General features: G+C 37.3%; 22 protein-coding genes and 1 pseudogene. 4 read left to right on the top strand and 19 right to left on the bottom strand.

What is annotated here, in order from left to right:
* From V3595_RS26375 to V3595_RS26360, 4 genes and pseudogenes are all read right to left on the bottom strand, one after another.
* Window positions 1-848: pseudogene (locus tag V3595_RS26375) on the bottom strand (IS110 family transposase); the annotation flags it as partial.
* Between the two features lie 222 nt (window positions 849-1,070).
* Window positions 1,071-1,409 carry an NIPSNAP family protein gene (locus V3595_RS26370; protein ID WP_485910729.1) on the bottom strand — a complete coding sequence of 113 codons (339 nt, stop codon included), beginning with the start codon at window positions 1,407-1,409 and terminating at the stop codon, window positions 1,071-1,073.
* A 248-nt stretch (window positions 1,410-1,657) separates the two neighbouring features.
* Complete coding sequence (locus V3595_RS26365; RefSeq protein WP_485910727.1) at window positions 1,658-1,837, bottom strand: hypothetical protein; 180 nt, start codon at window positions 1,835-1,837, stop codon at window positions 1,658-1,660.
* Window positions 1,837-2,688 (bottom strand): SDR family NAD(P)-dependent oxidoreductase, encoded by an 852-nt coding sequence (locus tag V3595_RS26360; protein ID WP_305275134.1) that lies wholly within the window; start codon window positions 2,686-2,688, stop codon window positions 1,837-1,839. Before V3595_RS26360 ends, V3595_RS26365 begins: the two co-directional genes overlap by 1 nt.
* A 291-nt stretch (window positions 2,689-2,979) precedes the next feature.
* Here V3595_RS26360 and V3595_RS26355 point away from each other — a divergent pair, with 291 nt between their 5' ends.
* Window positions 2,980-3,630, top strand: a complete 651-nt coding sequence (locus V3595_RS26355) for a TetR/AcrR family transcriptional regulator (protein WP_485910724.1) — start codon at window positions 2,980-2,982, stop codon at window positions 3,628-3,630.
* A gap of 612 nt (window positions 3,631-4,242) precedes the next feature.
* On the opposite strand, the gene V3595_RS26350 is transcribed toward V3595_RS26355, so the two are convergent.
* Window positions 4,243-5,520, bottom strand: coding sequence for an IS110 family RNA-guided transposase (locus tag V3595_RS26350; protein WP_485910722.1), 1,278 nt, complete (start codon window positions 5,518-5,520; stop codon window positions 4,243-4,245).
* Window positions 5,521-5,925: 405 nt separating this feature from the next.
* The gene (locus tag V3595_RS26345; protein WP_485910735.1) at window positions 5,926-6,273 is read right to left on the bottom strand and encodes a VOC family protein; all 348 of its coding nucleotides are present in this window, start codon (window positions 6,271-6,273) and stop codon (window positions 5,926-5,928) included.
* 366 nt (window positions 6,274-6,639) lie between these two features.
* Here V3595_RS26345 and V3595_RS26340 point away from each other — a divergent pair, with 366 nt between their 5' ends.
* Together V3595_RS26340 and V3595_RS26335 are read left to right on the top strand one after the other, a co-directional pair.
* Entirely contained in the window at window positions 6,640-7,047 is a 408-nt protein-coding gene (locus V3595_RS26340) for a helix-turn-helix domain-containing protein (RefSeq protein ID WP_485910720.1), read from the top strand.
* Entirely contained in the window at window positions 7,044-7,193 is a 150-nt protein-coding gene (locus tag V3595_RS26335) for a hypothetical protein (protein WP_214795833.1), read from the top strand. The genes V3595_RS26340 and V3595_RS26335 overlap by 4 nt, the downstream gene beginning before the upstream one ends.
* A 252-nt stretch (window positions 7,194-7,445) precedes the next feature.
* Here V3595_RS26335 and V3595_RS26330 read toward each other — a convergent pair whose 3' ends face one another.
* From V3595_RS26330 to pdxR, 12 genes are all read right to left on the bottom strand, one after another.
* Window positions 7,446-8,873 (bottom strand): APC family permease, encoded by a 1,428-nt coding sequence (locus tag V3595_RS26330; protein ID WP_278090119.1) that lies wholly within the window; start codon window positions 8,871-8,873, stop codon window positions 7,446-7,448.
* 749 nt (window positions 8,874-9,622) lie between these two features.
* A complete protein-coding gene (locus V3595_RS26325) occupies window positions 9,623-10,063 on the bottom strand; it encodes an SRPBCC family protein (RefSeq protein WP_485910718.1) in 441 nt (146 codons plus the stop codon).
* Window positions 10,064-10,389: 326 nt separating this feature from the next.
* On the bottom strand, window positions 10,390-11,061 hold the full coding sequence (locus tag V3595_RS26320; protein ID WP_485910716.1) for a hypothetical protein: 672 nt from the start codon (window positions 11,059-11,061) through the stop codon (window positions 10,390-10,392).
* A 226-nt stretch (window positions 11,062-11,287) separates the two neighbouring features.
* The gene (locus V3595_RS26315) at window positions 11,288-12,181 is read right to left on the bottom strand and encodes a DMT family transporter (RefSeq protein ID WP_485910714.1); all 894 of its coding nucleotides are present in this window, start codon (window positions 12,179-12,181) and stop codon (window positions 11,288-11,290) included.
* 317 nt (window positions 12,182-12,498) lie between these two features.
* Window positions 12,499-13,701, bottom strand: coding sequence for an aminotransferase-like domain-containing protein (locus V3595_RS26310; protein ID WP_485910712.1), 1,203 nt, complete (start codon window positions 13,699-13,701; stop codon window positions 12,499-12,501).
* 203 nt (window positions 13,702-13,904) lie between these two features.
* Window positions 13,905-15,287, bottom strand: coding sequence for an aminotransferase-like domain-containing protein (locus V3595_RS26305; protein ID WP_485910710.1), 1,383 nt, complete (start codon window positions 15,285-15,287; stop codon window positions 13,905-13,907).
* 80 nt (window positions 15,288-15,367) lie between these two features.
* The gene (locus V3595_RS26300) at window positions 15,368-15,505 is read right to left on the bottom strand and encodes a hypothetical protein (protein ID WP_485910708.1); all 138 of its coding nucleotides are present in this window, start codon (window positions 15,503-15,505) and stop codon (window positions 15,368-15,370) included.
* A gap of 472 nt (window positions 15,506-15,977) precedes the next feature.
* Entirely contained in the window at window positions 15,978-16,355 is a 378-nt protein-coding gene (locus V3595_RS26295; RefSeq protein ID WP_485910706.1) for a hotdog domain-containing protein, read from the bottom strand.
* Between the two features lie 201 nt (window positions 16,356-16,556).
* The gene (locus tag V3595_RS26290) at window positions 16,557-17,576 is read right to left on the bottom strand and encodes an MBL fold metallo-hydrolase (RefSeq protein WP_485910704.1); all 1,020 of its coding nucleotides are present in this window, start codon (window positions 17,574-17,576) and stop codon (window positions 16,557-16,559) included.
* Window positions 17,577-17,598: 22 nt separating this feature from the next.
* Entirely contained in the window at window positions 17,599-18,375 is a 777-nt protein-coding gene (locus tag V3595_RS26285) for a helix-turn-helix domain-containing protein (RefSeq protein WP_485910702.1), read from the bottom strand.
* A gap of 25 nt (window positions 18,376-18,400) precedes the next feature.
* Window positions 18,401-18,976 (bottom strand): LysE family translocator, encoded by a 576-nt coding sequence (locus tag V3595_RS26280; protein WP_485910700.1) that lies wholly within the window; start codon window positions 18,974-18,976, stop codon window positions 18,401-18,403.
* Window positions 18,977-19,228: 252 nt separating this feature from the next.
* Window positions 19,229-20,710 carry a MocR-like pyridoxine biosynthesis transcription factor PdxR gene (gene pdxR, locus V3595_RS26275; protein ID WP_485910698.1) on the bottom strand — a complete coding sequence of 494 codons (1,482 nt, stop codon included), beginning with the start codon at window positions 20,708-20,710 and terminating at the stop codon, window positions 19,229-19,231.
* A 148-nt stretch (window positions 20,711-20,858) separates the two neighbouring features.
* Here pdxR and V3595_RS26270 point away from each other — a divergent pair, with 148 nt between their 5' ends.
* On the top strand, window positions 20,859-21,638 hold the full coding sequence (locus V3595_RS26270; protein WP_485910696.1) for a PhzF family phenazine biosynthesis protein: 780 nt from the start codon (window positions 20,859-20,861) through the stop codon (window positions 21,636-21,638).
* 801 nt (window positions 21,639-22,439) lie between these two features.
* On the opposite strand, the gene V3595_RS26265 is transcribed toward V3595_RS26270, so the two are convergent.
* Entirely contained in the window at window positions 22,440-23,084 is a 645-nt protein-coding gene (locus V3595_RS26265; RefSeq protein ID WP_485910694.1) for a YczE/YyaS/YitT family protein, read from the bottom strand.
* Window positions 23,085-23,274: the final 190 nt, after the last annotated feature.

Genomic DNA, 23,274 nt, shown 5'->3' with positions numbered 1-23,274 from the left:
TACATCCTTAACCTCTTGTTCCACTCTTTCGAGTTGTAAGACTGCGAGGTTATACTCCTCTAATAATTGTTCCAAATGAAATTTATACGCTTCAAGTGCTTGTCTTGTGCCGACAGATTTCCTAGCTAACTGAAGAAGTAATTGAGCTTTCTTTAATCCAGGCTGCCTCTTCATTATTGATTTCATCCTGAAACTACATCATGAGGTTTCAGGGAACGCAGTTCCATTGGAGATGGAAATAAACGAAGTGTGGCAATAGCCCCTTTACCAGTAATGTCTTTAAATACTTGCCTGAGTTCGGGAAAGACAATATCCACCCAACGGTTTAATTGATTAATAGTGCTAACGAGTCGTTTAACTACCACATCACGGTTAGACATAAGGACCCTAAGTATTTCAAATGATTCTGAAGTGTTCCTGACAAAGGCGTAGTAACCGTTCTTCACCATATCAGCGATGACCAGGGCATCTTTCTTATCACTTTTGGACTGAGTATTATCACGGTTTTCTTTATTCCTTTTTACTAAGTGAGGGTTTACTGTTACTACCTCAATTCCTTGTTTAAATAGCCATTTTGAAAGATTAATCCAGTAATGGCCTGTAGGTTCCATTCCCACGATGGTTGCATCCAGTTTATTTAATCTTTGAAGCTTATCCATCCATTTTAATAAACTAGCAAATCCATCTTCATTATTTTCAAATGCAAGTGGATCTCCAACTACAATTCCACGGAAATTCACTGCTCTAGCCACATGTAATTGTTGGGCAATATCCACTCCAACAACAAGGTGTTTATCGGAAATTCTTTCTATTAGTTGATTTTGTTTATCTTGCATTTTAAACTTCATATTAGGGTTCCTCCTAAAGTTTTGAGTTAGAGTGGTGTCTTACTCATATCTTACTGAGGAGCCCTATTTTTTTCAAAGCTAAAAAATAACGAACTACAGGAATGCTATCCTGCCCCGTTAGTTCCGTAAAAAAAAGGTTGCCGCAGCAACCTCCCTTATTGAAGTAAAGCACCTGTTAGCTTAACAAGGTATGTATAGATTTTTTTTTACTTTAATGTATGTTCATTCGAATATAGGACGCATAAAGCTTCTCTCATAACTTAAAATACATTTAGTCTCTTCTGCAAATTTATATGCTTCTTGACATTCTGCATCCAATGCCATTTTTACTCGGTACTCTTCATATGCTGCTAAACTTGGGAAAGTGAATAATGCAAAAGCAATATTATTAGCACCCTCATGTGGAAGGAAATAACCCTGATGTGTACCGCCTAATTTATTAACTAATCGAATCCACATCTTACCATATTCCTCGAACTCATTTAATTTATATGGGTCAATAACATATTTCAAATAGCATGTAACCATTTTAATCCCCCTAAAAAATCTATTTTTTTCCATCATAACATATAATTCGACTAACCTGCCCCGTTAGTACAATTGGTTACTCCATGTACTTCCACCTCTTTATCCTACTAGTAATTCAATCAAACTCCACCCTCTTTCGAGGTGTAGCTTTTAAATAAAGTTTAATCAAAAATATCTCGCAAACCCACATTTTACGATAAATAAAAAGAATCTATTTTGAAAAAAGATTGATCAAAATAGATTCCTGTCCAGAATATCCAGTTTGATTTTTATAAAATATTTTAATCAATTTCAGTGTATCTAAAGTTTATTCTGCCTTCTCGAATTGAATGTTCCAGCTTTCCATGACTTTCCCGGCCGGGCTGATCTCTGAAACAAGCCTGTGCTTCACCAGCGTGTGTTCGGTCCCGGATGGGTTGATGGACAGCAGCATTAGCAGAAATATTTGCCGAATTAGCCATCAGTGCGCCTCCTGGATCATCCATCCTGCAAGATCGGACGGACCGGCCGACTTCTTATTGTTGGCGGAGCCGTCGCGTGGACGAAGCATGCCGCCAACGAGACGAAGTCCCTGTTTCCTCGTCATGAATCGACCGATCTGCGTACCTATATAATTCTGTGTACCCGGAACGACATACAGCTTCCCGTCCTTCAATGCCCGAAGCGCAACTTCCACGACTCGCTCCGGTGTGTCTTTCTTACCGACGGCGGCTTCTTCCGCGCCTACGACGTTGAAGAAGCCGGTGTCCGTCGCTCCGGGACAAAGCGTGAAAAATTGGACTCCACTGTTGCGGTTTTCCCACCACAAGGCTTGGGTAAACGACAAGACGAAGGCTTTCGTTGCTCCGTATACGGCCATATAGGGAAGGGGCTGAAATCCGGCGGTCGATGCGACATTGATAACGGCCCCGGAGTTTCTACACAACATATCCGGCAAGAACAAGTGCGTCATATCTACAACAGCGGCAACATTGAGCATGACTTCCTCATGCTGGCGCACGCCTGACACTTGTTCAAACAAACCGTGCGTGGCAAAGCCTGCGTTGTTGACCAGCAGTTCGATCTCTAAATTCAGAAGTTGACATTGCCGATATAACTCGCCTGGCGCGCCCTCTTTGCCAAGATCGGTAGGAATCACCTCGACCTTGACGCCGTGCTTCTTTCTAAGCTCCGATGCCAGGTTCTCCAGCTTGTTTTTCGATCTGGCTACGAGTACAAGGTCGCCACCCTCTTTGGCCAATTGTCGGGCGAATTGCTCTCCGATGCCGGATGAAGCTCCCGTGACAAGCGCCCAATTTCCTTTTATGTTCATTGTGCAACTCTCCTATCTACTTTTTTATAATTAGGAAACAGTGTTACTTTGTTCTTAAAAATAATTCCTGACTCTCATAAGAGTCAAGAATTGTGATGCGTTCCGGTAACACCGTTTCTAATTGAAATCATTGTAACTAAGCTTTTTAAGAAAGTCAACATCGTTTCTTGAATCGGTGGTTTTTGGCATCCCTCGCAACATTGACAACGGTCCTACAATTATATTAAAATTCCTGTTAAGAGCTGGAAACATTGTTTCTTATCAAAAATGTATTAATTGAGGGTGATAGCGATGACAGACCAAAATAATTCCTTCGCTGCAAATACGAAAAAGTTGGAAACGTATCAGGAGGCTCGCTTGAAAAATATTGAAAATCTTCGAAAGCTCGTCGTCGATGCTGCGGCAACGATTTTGTACGATGAGGGTCCTGAAGCTGTGACGGTGCGTAAAGTTGCGCAGAAGATGAATTGCTCTACCAAAATCATATACAACCTGTTTGTCAATAAAGATGGACTGGCTCAGCAGCTTTATCTCGACGGCTGCAAGCTTCTCGCCAACGAATTCGAGGGAACGCCGCGCTCTGACGATCCGATGCAGCAGCTGTTTAATTTAGGCGAAACCTTCTGGCAATTCGGACAGCGTTACTCCGGTTATTACAAGCTGATGTTCGGAGGAGCCTTCGCGGATTTCAAACCAGACCAGGAGAGCATACACGGCACCGTAACAGCTATGCGGCAATTATTGACAGTAATTGGTAATGCACAAGAGCAGGGACTGATTACCGGTCCGTATGACACGGAAACCGTCGTCCGTATCTTCTGGGCGTCGCTCCACGGTGTTATCCACCTTTACATGTGCGGACATTTTGGTGATGTTCAGTCCGCACATGCCGTTTACAAGCAAACGTTGTCTTTGGTTGTCGGTTCGTTATTTTCGAGTTGAGGCTTCTAGAGAGGAAAAAAAGCACCTTAGGGTGTCTTTTCTTTATTTTTTTAAAACGTCGCAACTTTATTTCAAAACGACACGAGGGGTATTTTTTTAATACAAGCAACCTTGATAAATGAATAAATAGAAAGGGCATGTTTTGAAAAAGATTAATCAAAACATGCCCTTATACTATTTAATTGGATTATTCTTTTATAAAAAAGATTGAACATTTTTATGTTCCTTAATGAACTAACCTCCCTCTATAAACATTGATGTATCAACGGTTTGCACCACTCGGTGTATTAGGGTAATTATTTTTTCATTCTACTTTTAAACAGAGTATTGAAATTATGGTTTTTATTACTAAATTGAGCGTACGCTTCGCTAAAACTAATGGAAATCATTAGCTATTTTCTCCACTATGTGGTGCACAATAGATCTCTGCGAAACTTATGATGACGTACCCTCCCATGTCTCTTAGCGTCATTTGCGCTTACATTCCTTCGTTCGGTCTATTCATAAGGCAGAGGCCTGCTAAGCTGCCCCGGGGACTCTTGGTCTTAGTTTAGTAATGTTGCTGGCTTCTCCGTGTCATCCTTCTTGTTATAAATCGATAGTTAGAAATGCTTACGCTGCCTCTGAGAGGCAGTAGAGATCCTTCATCATATTCCGCTCATTAAAATGGACTTTCTTTTTACAAATACCATGCAATACTTTCAACAATTTACCACAGAGTACCACCATCGATTGCTTTCCGCGTAAGGGATTTTGTTGGCGTGTTGTGTAATATTCATGAAGCTGTTTAAACCCCTCGTTGTGACGAATGAGTGGTACTATTACTTTGAAAAGAATATATCTAAGTCGCTTTCTTCCTCGTTTGGAGATATGTTTTTGTCCCTTATGTTGACCAGATGAGTTTTCACGTAATGTTAATCCCGCTAGTTTAATCAATTGGCGTGGATTTTCATAAAGTGAAAAGCTCCCGACTTCTGAAAGCAAATCAACAATGGTTGCATCTCCTAATCCAGGAACTGAAGCCAGCAGCTCATATTCCATAGTTGTTTGGGCCATTTCGGATAATTGACTATTCACAGATTCAATTTCGTTTTCTAGTAAACGATACTGACGCAGGAGCGTGGCAATTTCATGTCGGGCCATCTGTGTCCCTTCTGTCAGTCCAATTGAGTTCGTCGCTGCTTCAATGAGTAGCTTTGCTTTTGGTAGCTGTGGGGCTCTCATTCCCTTTACCTTACGGTAAAGAAAGACAAGCTCCTCAGCACTTTTTCCATCGATATCCTGTGGCAACGGAGTCATTTCCAATGTAGCTAGAGCCATCTTTCCGAAAGCCGGAAAGACTTGAGTAAACTCGGGAAAATAACGATCAAGCCAACGAATGATTCGGTTTTTAATACTCGCTAAATCTTCCGTTAACTTTGAACGAAGAGTAGATCCGATACGAAGTTCTGCTTCTACTTCTTTTAATAAACGTGGATAGCTAAAACGCCCATCTTTCAATAAACGAGCGATGACTAATGCATCTTTTTTATCGTTCTTTGTCGGTAAATTATCGTCCAGTTCCTTCGATCGTTTGACATGCATTGGATTCACCATGACTAGTGGTATGCCGTAATGATCTAAGAAATTAGCTAAGTTCATCCAGTAGTGGCCTGTTGGCTCAATTCCAACAATTACTTCTGTTTTCTTAGCTTCCTTCATCGTTTGACGAATCTTTTCATACAGGTGTTCAAAGCCCTCTTTTGATTGATGTACTGCGAAGGCTTTTTCTATCACGCGCCCTCGTTCATCAACAAAACAAGCGTAATGAACACGCTTGGCAATATCCATACCAACAACGAGTGTATTTTCAGTAACTTGATTAATTTTTTCATTCCATTTAAACTGCATAGAGAAGTCCTCCTTGTTTGATGCTGAGTCAATGGTCGTTGACACTCATGCATCATACAAGAGGGCTCTTTTTCTTTCAAGACTTCGAACATCCTCCTAACAGGAATGCTGCCCCTTTAGTTCCATAAGAAAATGAGCTGCCAAAGTAACTCTCTTATAGAAGTAAAGCACCCGTTAGCCATCCATGAATCGCAAAAATCGGCGATCCACCACAAAGAATGAAAATGGTTGGGAAGTGTCCATACTGATACTGACCTTAATCCAGTCAACCCTAATCCATAGACTAATTAACGCTCTCCTCTTTTTTTAAACGATTGAGCAGGGTCTTCTTAAGTATTGTCATTTTTCATTATTAAAGAATCTTATTTTCATGGTAGTTCAACAACAAAATTTATTATTATCCTATTACTTCTCCCAAAGCTCTATACGTCTTCCCTCTGGATCTTCAATCCAAATAAACTTTCCAAATTCATTAATCGTCTTTTCCATAACAAGGGGAACACCCATTTTTTCTATATGTTTGATACTGTCATCCAAATTTTCAACTTGAAAGTTTAACATCACTTGTTGTTCTGTTGGAAAATAGCGGTCATTTTCAGAAAAGAAGGAAAAGATAGTTTCATTGCCTGATTGTGGTGTAATAATGGTACCATTCCAATTTTCAATTTCAATTTTTAGGACTTTACTGTACCATTTTTTTATATCCTCTAGATTTTTAGTCCTCCAAAAGATTCCTCCAAAACCCTTTATTATCATAAGAATCTCCTTCCTATCCCATTAGTTATTAATTTAAATTCTAATTTTGAAAGCGAATTCCTCTTTCACTAACCTGCCAGTTAGAACAATTTAAAAAAGGCTGCTTCGGTTATATGTAATTCCATATAAATGTTATTTTATAGGGGGTTTTATATAGTATTTAATAAGATGTTGATCATTAAAACAAGTAGAAACAAAAGGGATAGAAATCTATCCCTTTTTATTTATGCTGACCTCAAAATGACCTCATTTACCACAACAACTCAAAGAATGTAATTGTAAAATTTTCAATTTTAAATTTTGGCTCTGTTAAAGTAAATTGTTGATTTTTGAGCAAAAAAAAGACCACAATTTTTGTGGTCTTTGCTTTTCCTTATTCAATTAACGCACCCGTTACTTTGTGACCGTATCGCTAAGATTGAGGGCAGTAAGAATGAGTTTAAACGATTCCAAGCCCCAGTATTAACACTGAATAAGGAAGAGGAGGAGGATATCTTTGATAACCTTATTCATCTGTTTGACGGGGTTGTTGTGGAGGGTGAAATTCAAGAGGTCAAAGAAGAAGAACCAATTGACCAGCTGAAACGCTGGATCGCAAACACTGGTGAGCTCCGAGTAAATGAGTTAGCAAGATTGATAGGTTTAGGGAATAATAAGGTTCATGCCATGATGGTGGAATTAGTAAATGAAGGGTATTTGAAGAAGGAAGGCAGAAGTTATGCCATTAACGTGAATGATGAAGAATTGGATAAATGGAGGGATAAGGAATGATACCTTTTACGACTGCATTGATAATCCCTGTTGTAACCTTCTACGCAATGATCAAAGGAATCGATTATATGTATAGTGAAATGACTGGAAAAGAAAAACCGATTACGTCCATTAACTTTCGCCAATGGAAGGACGGATGGGGATGAATAAAAAATTAGTAAAATGTAAGTCTGCGTTGATAGAATAATTGAACATAAGCAGAAGGGTTCGAGAATCTTTAAAAGATCTCGAACCCTTCTGTTTTAATATGTGAGTGTCCAGTCTAGTTTACGGGATGCGTGAAAAAAAAAACGAGTGAAAATATAATTTCTGGTAATCAAAGTTTAAGAGATTTTTACGAATAAAAAAAGTGAAGAAGGAAAACCCTTTAGAGTGGCTAATATGAGTTAGCAACAAACCTACATTGACATGTCATTGCGCTTGTTTTTATGAGAGATATATTTTTTCGGTATCGCAACATTATACGGCACATTGCTATGTCCGTAGCTACGATGAATCATCATATACAGTAAACCAATACCTACAACTATGACTCCTGAAACGAGCACGATATAGTTATCATACCAAGGTGCATCTGGCGTTCTTGGCCAACACATGTTGATCATTGCGATGATTCCGTAGACAAGCGCACCAATATTGACGGGCAGTCCCCACTTGCCCAATTGATACTTACCACTTGGCTTCCATCCTTTTAGTCTAGCTCGAAGTGCAGCAAAGACAACCATTTGGAATCCAAGATAAATGCCAAATGCCGCAAAACTGATTACCTTTGTGAGCGCATCTGTAGACACTTTTGATCCAAGCACAATGAGGGCAGGGACAATTGCGGCAAGAAGCAGCGCATAAGGTGGAATGTGACGAGCAGCCGAAAATTTCTTTAACAATCGGCTTCCTACAATCATGTCATCACGGCCATACGAATAGGCAAGTCTGCTTGCTGCCGCTTGTAAACTCATTACACATGAAAGGAAAGAAATCAACACAATACCCAGTACAATCTTCGCGCCAACAGCACCAAATGCATCGTTTAGTAAGGTATCAACAGGCGTTACGTCCTTACCAGCGATAACTGCTGGGATATCAGCAACTGATAGTACTAAAGCAAGGCAAACAAAAGTTGCTGCAGCACCGCCAATGTAAATGGTCCGACGCATTGCCTTTGGGATAAGAACACCTGGATTCGGTACTTCTTCAGCAACATCACCACAGGCTTCGAACCCATAATATTGAAAAATTCCAATTAATCCAGCTGCTGCAAATGCATACATGTAGCTATGACTACCTTGAGCACCAAAAGAATCAAAGAGCACATCAAGACCGTGCACCCTTTGTGTGATAAGCAACCAAAATCCAACTACAAGCGCACCGATAAGTTCAGCAGCAAAACCAATAACTGCTGCAGCCGCGAGAACCTTTGTGCCAAGAAAATTGATGATAGTCGATAGTGCAAGAAGGACTACTGCACAAAGAATCGCAGAGTCCACCGATACTTCAAAACCCAAAACTTGTGCTAGATAAGGTCCAGCTCCGTACGCGACACTGGCAATCGTCACAAGCAAGGCCATTAAGTAAACCCAGCCAGTCATCCACGCCCACTTGCGCCCCCATAGTCTTCGTGCCCAAGGATAAACTCCTCCTGCAACAGGGTATTGCGCAACAATCTCACTGAAGACAAGTGCGACTAGTAATTGTCCGAGTCCAACGATGAAAAAACTCCAAATCATAGGTGGGCCACCTTGCGCAAGTGCGTATGCAAATAGTGAGTACACACCTACTACAGGTGAAAGATAAGTGAACCCTAGCGAAAAGTTTGCCCACGGACTCATGTCGCGGCGAAATTCAGATTCATATCCAAGCGATGCCAGTTGTGCAGCATCACTATCATAATGTTCTGACGCAGAACCTCCATTTTTTTTATTCAGATTTTCTTGCATATTTGAGCCTCCTTAAAATGGTAGATATATTCTTATATGCAATTGTTGTGCCAATATAAAAAATAATATAAATATTCAGTTAATTACACTTTGATAGAGGTAAATTTTACAATTAAATTTCAATTTTGATATTTTGTATTCAACTCTGAAATAATTTTAAGATGGGGGATAGGGATTTTATGCCAAATAACTTCCATCTGTTATTACTTTTTAATCATTAATGCATAATTTATTCATAACTTCATAGGAACGTGGAATTGTTGGGCAGAACCCTAGCTTTTTAGTAAGTAGTTCAGATAACGTGGAGAAAAAGCCAAATAACAAAGTAAATAACATACGAATTGGCAAGTTAAGTAGCAGATTAAATAACAATATAATTAGCATAAAAAACACTTGAGTACCCAAGTGTTTTTGGTCTTTAATGTGTAATTCTTGTTCAACTAACGCACCCGTTAGTTCATTAAGAAAAGCGATTCTGGAATATTGAAAAAAAGAGGCCATCCTTTTTGGACAGCCCCCTTTCCGCTAATTATAAAATTTCTAGTAGAGCTCGATATCATTATATTGGTCACTTCAGAATGTTACCATCTATACTTCAGAGAAGGTATCTCCAAAATGAATTGGCTTTCAACCTTTGAAAACTATGAGAATACTGCAATTTTACGTGCGATAGATTCTGTTAAACGAGATGCTACTTTTGGAACAGCCCATTTAATAATTGGTGTTAACACCGCACCAGATAATCCGCCTGCATGGATTTCCACCGTACAAGTCATTATTGTTTTACCATTAACATCTTCTGCAGTAAAGTAACCGCTTCCTGTAAAATTATCTGATAAACCTTTTAGTTCAAACTTAATATTTGAAGGTTCATTCCATTCGGTAATATCTACCTGCGCTTGTATTGTTTTTTTAATACCTTTCACACTACCTTCAAATGTCCAAATAGATTGCTTGTCATTTATGATTTCATGTTCTTTATAGGCTGGTACTGTCGTTGCCCATTTTTCGAGATCACTGACATAATCCCAAACTGCTTGTACATCTACTGGAACTACTACAGTATGCGTTCCCGTTGCCATTATGATCCCCACCTTCACTATGTATGTATTATAACTTTACATTTCTACAAAATAATTATTACATAAAAAGCATAAACTTACATCACTAATTATACATAGCTTTCCTTCTTCCAATCCCCCAATTATTTGTAGAATCAAAATTTTCCAATCCTCCACAATCCGGCCCTTTAATGGAATAACAGGACTGACGTTTTTAAACGACTTTAATGTCACTTAACAGTATTCCTTATGGAACTATCCTGCCCCGTTAGTTCCATAAGAAAAAGCTGCCTTAAAGACAGCTCCGATCTTCAGCTAACGCACCCGTTAGTTCTTTAACAATTGAGTTAATAAATATATCTAAAAGTCTCATATTTTCCATACTTGATAACAGTTTTAAATTCTTCTCCACCATTTTTATCATTTAACAAAGCATCCATCTTATCATCTTTAATATTGTAATGTCTCTTATTCAGAAAGCCTACACTTCGGATTGTTGGATGGTCTAAAATTGGTGATAAGTCACCATCTAGCACAATAGTATCAACAAATCTAAAGTCAATTAGGTTAGGAAATTGATTTAAAAATTTCAAATTATCAAGATTACCGCAAGAATTAAGGCACAGAACCCGAAGATTTTTCAGAGAGAATAATTCTTCATTTGGTACAAATTTCTTTGATTGATTAATATGTAAATGTTCTAGCGTATTGCCTAAGCCAGACAAACCAAAATCATCTTGTAATTTAGTACAATAATGTAATTCTAAACGCTTTAATTTATTCATTTTTTCTATCCCAAGGAAATCTTGTATATTAGACCAGTTTAATTCTAGATAGAGGAGATTTTCAGGAATACCAACAAAGTTGCCCAGCTTATTCTTTTTATGATGCCAAAAAGTTAAATACTTAATGTTTTTAAGCTGCATCTCATTAAACTTATCTTCTTTTAAGTTTAAGTAAGACTGAAGATTATCTGGTATTTGTTCAAACCAAATCGTATTATTTCTCCAGTTATCCATTTTGAATCTCCCCTATATTCGCCATTATTTCTTTATCTTATCATTTGAACTTATTAAACTAAACTGCCCCGTTAGTTCATTAAGACTTATTGTAGAGTGACACAAGCTGTGCGTCAGTTAAATAAAGAAGTAGTTTAGTGGAAGTAGGGTGATTAACAAAACTTAGACTTTTTACTTGGAATATAGTAAAAAGCAGTGAGGGATTTCCCCTCACTGCCCCGTTTCTTTATTTTGTTAAAATCTTCGTGTGTCGTTTTCGAAAATTAATTGAATTATTTTCACTAATAAAAGTTGAACCTAAAAGGAGTGTGCCACCTATGATTTGAACAATTGTCATTTTTTCCTGTAAGATTACAGCGGAAATCAGTATAGCTACAAAAGGATCTACATAGCTTAGCATAGCAATACTTTGTCCCTTTAACTTTAGCATACCAGAAAAAAATAACCAAAAGCCAATACCAGTGTTAACAACGCCTAAGAGTATTATAAAAGGAATGGAAGATCTTGATACTTCCAAGATACCAAATCCCTCAGTGTATAATACATAGGGAAAGAGAAGTAAAGCAGTTGTTCCAAGTTGAATGATTGTAATCTCTAACATGCCCATGTTTTGAATGAATTTATTTAATAACATTAAGGCTGCGTAAAATGCAGCCGCAACTAACCCGAAAAGGATTCCAAGTAGATCATCTTTACCAGAGGCTCTAATGCCGTTTCCAATAATCAATAACATACCTAATATCGCTACACCAATACAAACAATTTTTTTAATTGGTAAAAGCTCCTTAAGCACAAATGGCGAGAGAACCATGACAAACACTGGCGCAAAATAATACCCAAGTGTTGCATTAGCAAGTGTTGTATGATCGTAGGATTGATAAAGAAAAATCCAATTCCCTCCCAATGCAATCGCAGAAAGAAAAAGGGTAGAAGCATTAACTTTCACTAATTTCCATGGAATGGATTTCTTCATAATGAAAAATACAAACACTAAAAAGAGACACCCAATTGAACTGCTTAGAAAAGCTGTTTCACTCGAAGATAAATCAATGTATTTCACAACTAAACCCATTGTACCGAAAATAATCATTGATAATATAAACTGAATTTTAGATTTCATCGTCTACTCCTTCGAATCTGCGAAACAGCTTATATATTTCGCAGATTCTTAATCTGTTTTATATATAAGCGTATATAAAGGAGTAAACTGTGGTGGTGGTGATGTCGAAACGGGCTTTGTAATGTATGGATTTATAAATGATATTGGCATAATAAGCCTCCTGATTATTCAAATGTAAGATTTATTAATAATACAATTAAAATCTTATTGTTTGAATTGGATTTTTTTTAAAATAGTGCTTTCATTAAACATTTAGAAGGTAAATATATTTATTAATGGTTTTGGTGTTTGATTTAATTATTTTTTGTTTCCTTTAGTTACAAACATATTGTCTCTTTATTTAGTTCACGATGTAATACATCACCCATACGCTTCATGCCTTCAATGATTTGGTCTTCAGGCATATTCGAGTAATTTAAACGTAAAGTGTTCTTCTGTGTGCCATTTGGAAAGAATGGAACACCAGGAACACAAGCAACATTATTTTTCAAGCACTCTGTAAATATATGTTTGGAATCAACCCCCTCTGGGAGCTCAACCCAAATAAATAAACCACCTTCTGGCTTACTGTAAGACAAATTTTCCGGAAAGAATTCTTTTATGCATTTTATCATTTTTGTACATCTTGCTTTATATACTGCTTTGATTTTTTTAATATGCTCTTCCATATCGTAAAGTTCCATATACTTAGCTGTTATCCTTTGAGCAAAGCTGTCGGTATGTAAATCAGCTGTTTGCTTGAAAGCCACGTACTTATCAATAAACGATTGATCTGCACAAATCCATCCAATTCGCATGCCTGGAGTGAAAATTTTAGAGAACGTGCTCATATAAATTACTCTGTTCTCTGTGTCAAAATGTTTCACTGGCGGGATTCCCTCTCCAGCAAACCTAATAGCTCCATAAGGATTATCTTCTACAATCAGTACATCGTATTGATTAGCAAGTTCGATCATTCTTTTACGTCTTTGAAGTTTTAATGTACGACCTGTAGGGTTCTGGAAATCGGGAATAGTATAGATGAATTTTGCGCTAGGATGCTCTTGCAGTTTCCTCTCTAGCTCTTCCATTATCATCCCATCATTGTCCATAGCTACCTCCACAAAGTTTGCATTGTATGATTTAAATGCATTAATTGCTGCAAGATAGGTTGGGCTTTCACAAATTATAGTATCTCCTTCGTTGATAAATAATCTTCCAGTAAGATCTATTGCTTGCTGCGACCCTGAAGTGATAAGAACATTGTTAATAGCAGAGTTAATCCCAATCGCTTTCATCCTTTGACATATAGCTTCTCTCAACGGACCATAGCCTTCAGTAGTACTATATTGAAGAGACGCCGCGCCCTCTTCATTCAATACAACATTGCAAGCAACTTTAAGGGCTTCAACAGGAAACAGCTCCGGAGCTGGAAGTCCTCCCGCAAAAGAAATGACTTCTGGCCTTTCTGTTACTTTTAATATTTCACGGGTCTCAGAAGAATTAACTAGACGGGCCCTCTCAGCATATTTATTTTCCATTTGTAAACATTCCTTCCTTTAACATTTCAATTTTTTTATCTACCACTTTTAATTTTATTGGAATATTCAGATTTTTATATAAAGGGATAAGCCTATGACACTAAAATTAATATTTCCTTTCATCCCCAACTAAGTTTGAATTATCATAACACGTAAAAAAAAAGCCATACAATATAATTATTGTATGGCAAACAATATTTATTTTACATTTCAATTATTTTTCTAAGTATAATAAGAGCTTTTTCAAGTTGCTCTCTCGTTTCTGGAGCGCAAATCCCCACACGTACGGCATTTGCTGGTGCGACATTACCTACCGCAAATCGCCCTCCACTATATACCTGTACACCTTGTGCTGCAGCTAGTTGTTCAAATTGGTCACCTGTATACTGATGCGGCAGATGTAACCAATGAAAAATCCCTGTTTCTTCACCTAAACAGTTCTCTTTACCTAAATATTGATTAACCAACTGATTGCGGGCTTTTGTTTCCTCTTTATGAAATGCAACAATGTTTTCAAACTGATTCGATACAATTACTCGTGATGCTAACTCTGCAAGAAGTGGGGATACGGAAATATTTAAATTATAAAGAGCTTTTCGAGTAGAATCCAGGTATTTTAAAGGAACTGCCACATAAGCAAGACGGAGTCCAGGTGCCATTGATTTCGATAAACTCGCTATATAAATCGTATGCTCAGGGGCATATGTCGCTACAGCCGGCAACACTTTTTCTTGGATTAAATGATACGCTCCATCTTCAATAATAAATAAATTATACTTTACAGCAATCTCAGCAATAGCCTTACGAGTTTCAACGCTCATCGTATAAGTCATCGGATTCTGATAATCTGGAATAATATATAATCCTTTAATATTTTCATTTTTACATGCATAAAGAAGTGCTTCCGGACTCATTTCATCAGATTCTGAACGAATCGGTACAAGCTGAATTCCCAGCATCGCGGCGGCTGTCTTTAAGCCTGGATATGTATGGTGATCTACACCAATTCGATCTCCATGCTGACAAAGGCTTGCAAGTGTTGCTGTGATGGCGTTTTGTCCGCCAGTAGCAAGTAAGATATGTTCTCTAGTCGTTTCAAAACCGGCAAATTTCAATAATTTGACGCCTGCATCTTTTTGCCAAATCGCATCGCCTGGCCGACTGTATCCAAACCATCTCGCACAATCTGATTCTTGTAACATCGATTGCAATAAGTCAAATAAAGGTCCATACGACACACGATCTGGTAAAATTGCTCCCATTTCAATTAAATGCTTTGGCTTTTCTTCTGCAAGCAAATAAGCGTTCGAAATCGCATCATACGAAACATAAGTGCCACTACCTATGGTCGCACTGACCAGTCCTTTTAACTCAGATACTTTAAAAGCTTTCGAAATCGTACTTAGATTCACCTCTAAGTAATCCGCTAACTCTCTTTGTGGTGGAAGTTTCGTGCCAGGCACTAAGCGCCCCTCTATAATGTCATATTCTAACTGCTTAGCTAATGCCTGATAAATCGGTCTGTCTTCTCGATTTATTGTCGGCTTCCATGTCATTGGATAATCCTCAAACGAATTAATCGGCACATTCCTCATCCTTTTTCACACAATCATTAATCATACAATTATAAAATTGTATGGCAACAAATTCAAATCCATAAATTCTTTTAAAATTTTTTACTAATAGAGTGCGGAATGCTCGTTGCCCCGGAACATACATGCAGCATGGATATTCCGGAAAGGAACCCATTAGTGGAGAAAACTGTGGAGTTACTTGCAGCCTCCACATTTCCTTTTTTATCCATCATCAACATTCCTTATTAATAAGAGCATTACTCCTTCTTCAACAATCCTGCCATAGCTTAATAACATTTATTTCAAATTTTGATCATTTGCACAATCAGTTACTACAGAATTGGGCCCATTAAAGATCAAACAGCACTTTACAACTATCCTGGCCCGCCATTAGTTCCATAAGAAAAAGAGCTGCCTTAAAGACAGTTCTGATCTTCAGCTAACGCACCCGTTAGTTCCATAAGACACATATTAACCCCCAAATTAAAGAGACATTTATAAATGATTCAATATAGTTAAAGCATCCATGTTGAATATTTTGTTGAATGTCTCCGTATTCTTTTACTAAATGGGTTTCTCTAGGAAAATGCGACTTTTCGTTATTCCAGAAGGAGCGCTCGATTAAATGGAAAATATGAAAAAGCTACAAAATGACACCTCAGCTATTTTACTAAGCACCTTGTTAAGGAAAGTATACAGAATTTAAAGTATTACACCTGAAAAATCCCCTTTTAATACTTCCTTTTCATTCTGATTTTTACATAAAAAGAATGCAATAATAGCCATTCTATTATTTTCTTGCCTTTCATATTTTTCAATTTTAACTTCACAAATTATTGTATCCCCGGTAAACACAGGTCTTAAAAACTCAAAATTCATAGTACGAGCCAGTACGTTATGATCTCCACCTACTTTTGTTGGTAGAGTTGCTGTTAATAACCCTTGAACGACTAGTCTTCCCTGTTCATCTGGGGTTATATGATGATTCCCTTCATCACCTGAAATCTCTGTAAATAATTCAACATCCTTTACAGTAAAAGTCCGTTCAAACGTAATGATATCTCCTACTTTTAATGACATATAAATCTCCCCCTGAAGGTTTTATAAAGTTGGTATAATACCCACGGACAAAACACGAATTTATATCTTAATAAGTAACAGCGTCTTTAAAGTATTGTTTTGGTAATTTGTTTTCGGTTAAGCATTTGGATACAAGATATTTATCTGAGGAACGGAAAATAAATACGCTGCATAGAAACCAGAAACGTTTTTCAGATATCCTTATGTGAGAAGATCTTGAGGTTTCCAATCTTTCGGCTTTATGTTCTTATTCATCCATTTCTTTTGTGGTGCTTGGTATGGGGTGGAGGCAATTAAATGATTATTGTGCCAGCTTGCTGCTCCGGAACGAATCATTTCATCGAGCAGGATTGGGATAAATTCTTCTGGTTGAAGTTGGAAAGAGTAGCGTGCAAAATCTTGGAACCAACCACACTTTAGTAGGTAGTTATCGAGTTCTTCTTTTGTCAATCCGTTTTTAATGATTAATGTGAATGAAAAAATCCTTTTGCAGGCATGCCATGCAACTTTTTCTGGCATTCTGAGCCACTTTTCAAACCGTTCCCTTGCTGCATCAATGGCAGCCAGAGGATTCTCTATTTGTGGTCCATGTCCTGAATATGCCTGTTGAATTCGAAGCATGGACAACCGATCCAAACTTTCTATCGATCGTTGGATAGATGAAACACCCTCTCGAAAGATATTTAACCATCCGATATCACCTTTGTGGAAGAGATCCCCGCAAATTAATACTTCCTCTTCCGGTTCATATAAAGAAATATGTCCTAACGTATGTCCTGGTGTGTGCAAGATTTTTAACGTTCTGCTTCCTGTATTAATATCATCGTTATCAGAGAACTTTAGATCGACTCGATAAGGTTCTACAGGCTGATCTAACCATTCTGAACTACAGGCTTCCGAGTCGCAAGAATTAATTAATTCTGCTTCCCATTTATGAGCACCAATCCTTACTCCATAATTTTTTTGAAAATGAAAATTGCCTCCTACATGGTCACTATGATAGTGCGTGTTCACAATAAGGTGTAATTCTTCTGGTGAAATGCCTACTTCTTTAATTAATTGCTCTGTATCTTTCACATCACTTCCAAAACCAGTATCAATAAGGACCGGGAGCTGATCCTTAATAAGGATCATGTTTGCACTTGGGAATTTTCTTTCAAAGAAAATAATACTGGATTTTTTAATAAGCCATTCCTCCTTAAATTCAAATAGACTAACCAATAATAATCGAACAAACTACTAATCAATTTAAATGTGAAATATATTCAAAAGCTGTTGTTCCGTATACGCTTTTAAAGTGTTTATTTAAATGGGTTAAATCAACAAAACCACATTCAGCTACAGCTGATTGAATATCTCTATTTTTTTCTATTAACTGCTTTGCATATTCTATCTTGCAGTTAAGAAAGTATTGATATGGTGAAATGCCAGTATGAGCCTTGAATAACCGGATAAACTTAAATTTCGATAACTCAAGCTCTTTACATATCTCGTCAAGTTTAGGTATAGTTTCTAAGTTGGTGTGAAGCATATCCTTCGCTTTTCTAATTAGAGTGTTATCTTTCTTATAGTCTGTAGAAAGATCAGTTTGAATAAGGTTATCGGTGAGGGATAACAGTAATTCACTGCACAATGCCTCATCTTTTTCACTTAATATTGCATTAGAAAGACTTAGTATTCTTTGTTTAAGCCTATAATCATAAACAATGGGGTTTGAAAAGCGTATGATATCCTTCTGCTCAATAACCTCCAGAAGCAATTGTGGCTCAATATATAGCATCACATAATCTAGTCCTGTCTCATCATGTGCCATTCCGTCATGTGCCTGTTCCGGATTAAAAAGCATAACGCCATTTTGATAAGACAAGTGTAAACTGCCATCCAAGTTATAGTGTTGAATGCCACGCAATGTGACTCCTATTGCATACTCTTTATGAGAGTGCTTCTTATATGTGAAATCAGTAATACTTGCTGACAAAGCCGTAATACCTGCCGATTTTTTATAGATAAATTTATCCATTTCATTCACCTCTTAAGTAGCTTACCTACATCCATATCATGATTGCAGCATAAACTAAAAACAATGCCATCAATATATTAACAATTTTTTTATGCTTCTGTAAAAACTCCTTGAAGATTGCACCAAAAGTTACCCATGTAATAAATGCTAAGAATCCTATAACAGTTATAGCGATAACGCTTATTGTAACCGCAGGCATTGAGACATAATAGGGCATTATATAGGTGGGAATGACAGTCATTGTAAACAATACTACCTTTGGATTTAAAAACTGTGTAAGAAATCCAGACATAAAGGTACCCGTTTGTTTTACATTTGGTTTTGATGAATCCATTTTGTAAACTTGATAAGCAAGATATAACATATAAAAGCTTCCGATTATCTGCATAACAATTAATATTTTTGGTATTATCGTTGCAAGTATCGTATTTAACATAGCAGAAATAGCAAGTAAGAAACCAAAAGCAATCGTTGCTCCATACGTATATTCCATTGCCTTTTTTGTACCAGAGTTATGCACGGTGGATAATATGACAATGTTAGTTGGTCCTGGTGTAAATGTAACAATAAAACAGTAAAATACAAAAGATGTAATATTCATGAGGTAAACTCCTTTCAAGATATCCTCATGTAATTGTACATCCTAACTTTAAAAGCATATAGTATGTTATTGCAGGGTTATATTTTGCTTCTGTAAAGATAACTCTACAAATTCAGGGTGCGGATACGTCAAAACCCTGACTTCCTTACGTAAGCAGGAAACCAGGGTCTTTATATAATTTCTATGAGATGAACCGAAAAAATTTACAACCATCAAACTTTAATCTGAAAGTATTTTTGTTGCAGCCTTTCTTTACATAATGGGGGATTGTCTAAATTGTTGATTTGAAGATAAAAAATTTCTTGTGATATTGCAAAATTTTAAAATTCCATTTTCTAATTCACTATCCGATAAATAGGAAAAGTTTAACCTTAAATGATGGTTTTCGGGTTCTCCTGCGAAACAAGCTGAACCAGGAAGAAAGTAAATATTCTCTTTTTGACATTCGATTAATAAATGGTTCGTGTTCCACTCTGATGGAATCGATACCCATATATTTAATCCACCTGTTGGTTCAATCCATTGAACTTCATTCGGCATATGGGAATTGAAGAGTTCTATAACCTTATCCCTTCTTAACTTTAAAGCAAATCTCAGCTTTTCCATATGGTCCTCCATCCTTTTCGAATGAAAAAACGGGAGAATTGCCTTTTGTGTTAATAATGGACTACCAAGGTCCGTATTCACTTTAGATGCCACTAAACGATTAAACAGAGTGCCATTTGCGGTCAGCAGTCCTATCCGGCAACCAGGAACCAATGTCTTGCTTAGCCCCTTTAGATAAATGACGAAACCATTTGTATCAATACTTTTTATAGGTGATGGAGGTTTCTTGTCAAAAAATATCTCACTCCAGGGTTCGTCTTCTACAATGATTATTTGATTTTCTTGGGCAAATATTAATAATTGCTCCCTTCTTTTTCGACTTAAAACCCTTCCAGTTGGATTCTGAAAGTTAGGGATGGTATATATCATTTTGGGTTTATATATTTCGCAAACTCTTTGTAAAAGGTCCATTCTCATTCCTTCTTTATCTAATGGAACAGGAATAATAGTAGCCCCACGAGCACGAAATGTATCAATTGCATTAGGATAAGTGGGTGCTTCTGTAACCACAACATCACCTGGTCCTATAAAAGTTCTCGCCACCAAATCTATTCCTTGTTGAGTGCCACTAGTTACCAATATATCTTTATGGTCAATATTTAAATCTTGTTTGCGAAGATACTCGCTCATAGCTTTTCTCAGTTCCTCATCCCCTTGTGCAGGTCCATAACTTGATAAAATACTGGGATTCTTTTCTAAATTCGAATGGATTTCTTTCTCCAGATAATGATTCGGAAGTAAAGATGGACAAATCGCTGCAACAGAAAACTGAATACAATTTTCAAATGAACCATAATGGGTACCAAATTGAGTTCGGGGAAGATAATCTAAAACGGATAATTGCCACTCGAAAGTGTTCTTTTTATTATTTTCTTTATCTTCTGATGTTATATTAGCTTTAACAAATGTCCCCTTTCCTTGTATCCGTTCAATTAACTCATTTTTTTCTAACAATGCATACACTCTGACAACTGTAAGTACACTTACCCCTAATTCTTTTGCTAACGCTCTAACGGAAGGCAAACGTTCATCTTCCGATAACCCCCCTGACCTGATTCTATCTGCTATATTCTCATAAATTTGTTGATTAATCGGGATATTGGAGTTCCTGTTTATTTCAATCTTCATAATAAATCCTCCATCAGCACTGTTTTGAAAATTAAGTGTTATATGATTAAGTTGACTGTTATACATATATACCCATTAATATAAGGATATTCAAGTATAACACCTGAACATTTCACGTTCAATTTGATTAATCTAGGAGGAAAAAATTATGAAGTATTATGTGGTTGATGCATTTGCAGAGAAGGTCTTTGAGGGAAATCCTGCTGGGGTTTGTGTTATGAATGAATGGATTTCTGATGACATTATGCAAAAGATTGCTATTGAAAATAACCTTTCTGAAACGGCATTTGCAGTAAAAGGTGCGGAAAACTATAAACTTAGATGGTTTACACCTGGAGGAGAGATCAACCTTTGTGGTCACGCAACTTTAGCAACTGCTTTTGTCATTATGAACTATGTTGAAAAGCAATTGAAAACCATTCAATTCGACACGATGAGTGGGGTACTTACAGTAAATAGAAAAGATGATTTGTATGAACTTGATTTCCCAACTGTCCCTTCAAAGGAGATACCTCTTACTGAACAAATGATTGATGCTTTGGGAACCAAACCGATAGAAGCATATCTAAATAGAGATTTGTTATTTGTATTAGAGTCAGAAGAAGCAGTGAAAAATCTAAGTCCTGACTTTTCAAAACTAGAACAGTTGCCAGAAGGTCTTGGAGTTATTGTTACTGCCAAAGGAAATGATTATGATTTTGTTTCAAGGGCATTTTTCCCAAAGTTAAAGGTAAATGAGGACCCAGTATGCGGCTCTGCACACTGCGGTTTAGTGCCCTTTTGGGCAGAGAAACTAATGAAACGTGAAATGGTAGCAAGACAGTTATCCAATAGAGGCGGTACACTTTTTTGTAAGCACGAGGACACACGGGTAAAGATGGCTGGAAAAGCAACACTCTACTTAATAGGGGATATAAATATTGGGTAATGACTATGGAAGATATGAAATATAGTCAAACCAACGTTCTAATCAAACAAATAATAATAGCTTGGCGTTTTATGCCAAGCTATTATTTTAGCTGCAAATCAACACAGTAATTTAACAGAGCCTTGTAAAGTTATTTCTTATTCAACTCTACTGCTTCGTTTGTTGAAGAAGAAAAAGAGATGCCGCAGCACCTCCCGTTACTGGGGCGTGTGCATTTATGACAGTAATAACAGAGCTAAAAGACAATTAATTAATTTAATTGTTATATTTGGGTCATTTTCTCATTACTTTAAGCAACTAACCTGCCCCGATATTTGCATAAAGAAAAAACTGCCTTAAAGACAGCTCCGATCTTCAGCTAACGCACCCGTTGGTTCAACAAGAATATATCAACGATTTATTTTACCACTCAAAATCCATATAAATTTCTGAAAGTAGTTTTTCTTCGATTGTTCCATATTTAAAAAGAGCCTCAGAAGTTTCAAACTCTTGAGTATAGGCACCTCTGACTCGCGTAAGATAATATGCACCTGGATTTTGGCTTATCCAATATTCTTCATTTTGATATATAAATGAGTATTCTTCCCGATTGCTATACCTTCTTGGAACTCAATAAACTCTTTTAAAGTCATCTTCCCACCACCTGTGAGCTTTTATAAAATTATACCTCTTATTAAACTAACCTGCCCCGATATTTGCATAAGAAAAGGAGCTGCTGATCAGCTCCTTATAATGAAGTAAAGCACCCGTTAGTGGAATAAGAGCACGAAAGGAGGTGACCAAAGGACATCCTCCTTCCAATTATAACGGAATCTCAAATTGTCCCTTTCGCTTCTGCTCCAAACTAACGATAAAGGAACGCATCAGCTTCATGGAAAACTGAAAGATGGGGCTTTGAATAAAGGTATATGCAAACGTCATAATAAACACTGGACCTCCAAGGATGAACCCGATAATCAAGATGAGGCTCTCGACAACGATTCTTGCCCAACTGACCGATAACCCGGTTTTTTCCGAAACGGAAAGCATGAAACCATCCCTAGGACCAGCCCCAATTCCCGCAGCCACATAAATTCCTCCGCCAATTCCGGTTATGATGATACCCATCAACAAGATGAGTATATTCAACCACCAATGCTCCGTTTCATGAGGAAGAATGTTGAGATGCAAAAAGAAATCCATGATCGGGCCGATTGACAAGGCATTTAGAAAGGTACCAATATTAATATACTTCCTATCCACGACAAAGGCGATCAACACAAGTACTAAACCACACATGACACTCCACGTCCCAATTGTGAACCCGAACCGCTCGAACAGGGCGACGTTTAAAACCTCCCAAGGATGCAGCCCCAAGGATTGAACATTCACCGCAATCGCATTCCCTAATCCAAAGAAAGTTAATCCAAGAAAAAAAATAAAATACCGTAATAGCCGCAATGCCATCTCTTCACCTCTACACCTTATATATCCATCTACTATAGATGAAGAAGGTTAAATGAACAAGATGATCTATTCAAATCAAAAGTTGTTACCAAATGATTAACAGTGAAGTATATAAAGAAGTTCCTTAAGGTGGTAGGTTATTGCAGAACCGCCGGAGAAGTTAATATTCCCTAGATAGGAGGGTTACAAA

Origin of the sequence: Bacillus sp. CFBP9009, assembly GCF_036541465.1 — a bacterium.
Taxonomy (GTDB): domain Bacteria; phylum Bacillota; class Bacilli; order Bacillales; family DSM-1321; genus Peribacillus.
This window is presented reverse-complemented; position numbering and strand designations above follow the sequence as displayed.